At 54.8% G+C, this 314-nt stretch carries 1 protein-coding gene; it reads left to right on the top strand.

What is annotated here, in order from left to right; translation table 11 throughout:
• The coding region (locus tag AC1RPR_RS08645; protein WP_481763542.1) for a hypothetical protein at positions 1–193 on the top strand (193 nt) is incomplete at its 5' end.
• Positions 194–314: the final 121 nt, after the last annotated feature.

Raw genomic sequence — 314 nt, 5'->3', positions numbered from 1 at the left:
CATCCGGGCCGTGTGGCCGGTGCGTGGGGTGACCCGTACCGATCTCGATCCGCTGATTACCGAGTACGCGACGAAGAACTTCAAGGAGACGCTGGCCGAGGCCGTTTCGTGGCATCTGGTTGGGCTGAAGCTTCCTAAGGAAGTGGTCAATCTCGTGGAGAAAACGCTAAGCTATGTCAAATCGAATCATTGACAAGTTGCAGGTACGAGTCACCAGCTTTTATTGCTCGACAAGACAAAGCTATGCGGGTTATAATAAGCCCTTTGTGAACTTGGGCCTGTACGGGCGGGTGTCGCGTGTAGGCGTCAGCACC

It is taken from the genome of Dellaglioa sp. CoH-57-MRSF-22, from assembly GCF_056781895.1.
Note: the sequence above shows the minus strand (reverse complement) of the source record. Positions and strands in the feature narration are given on the sequence as shown.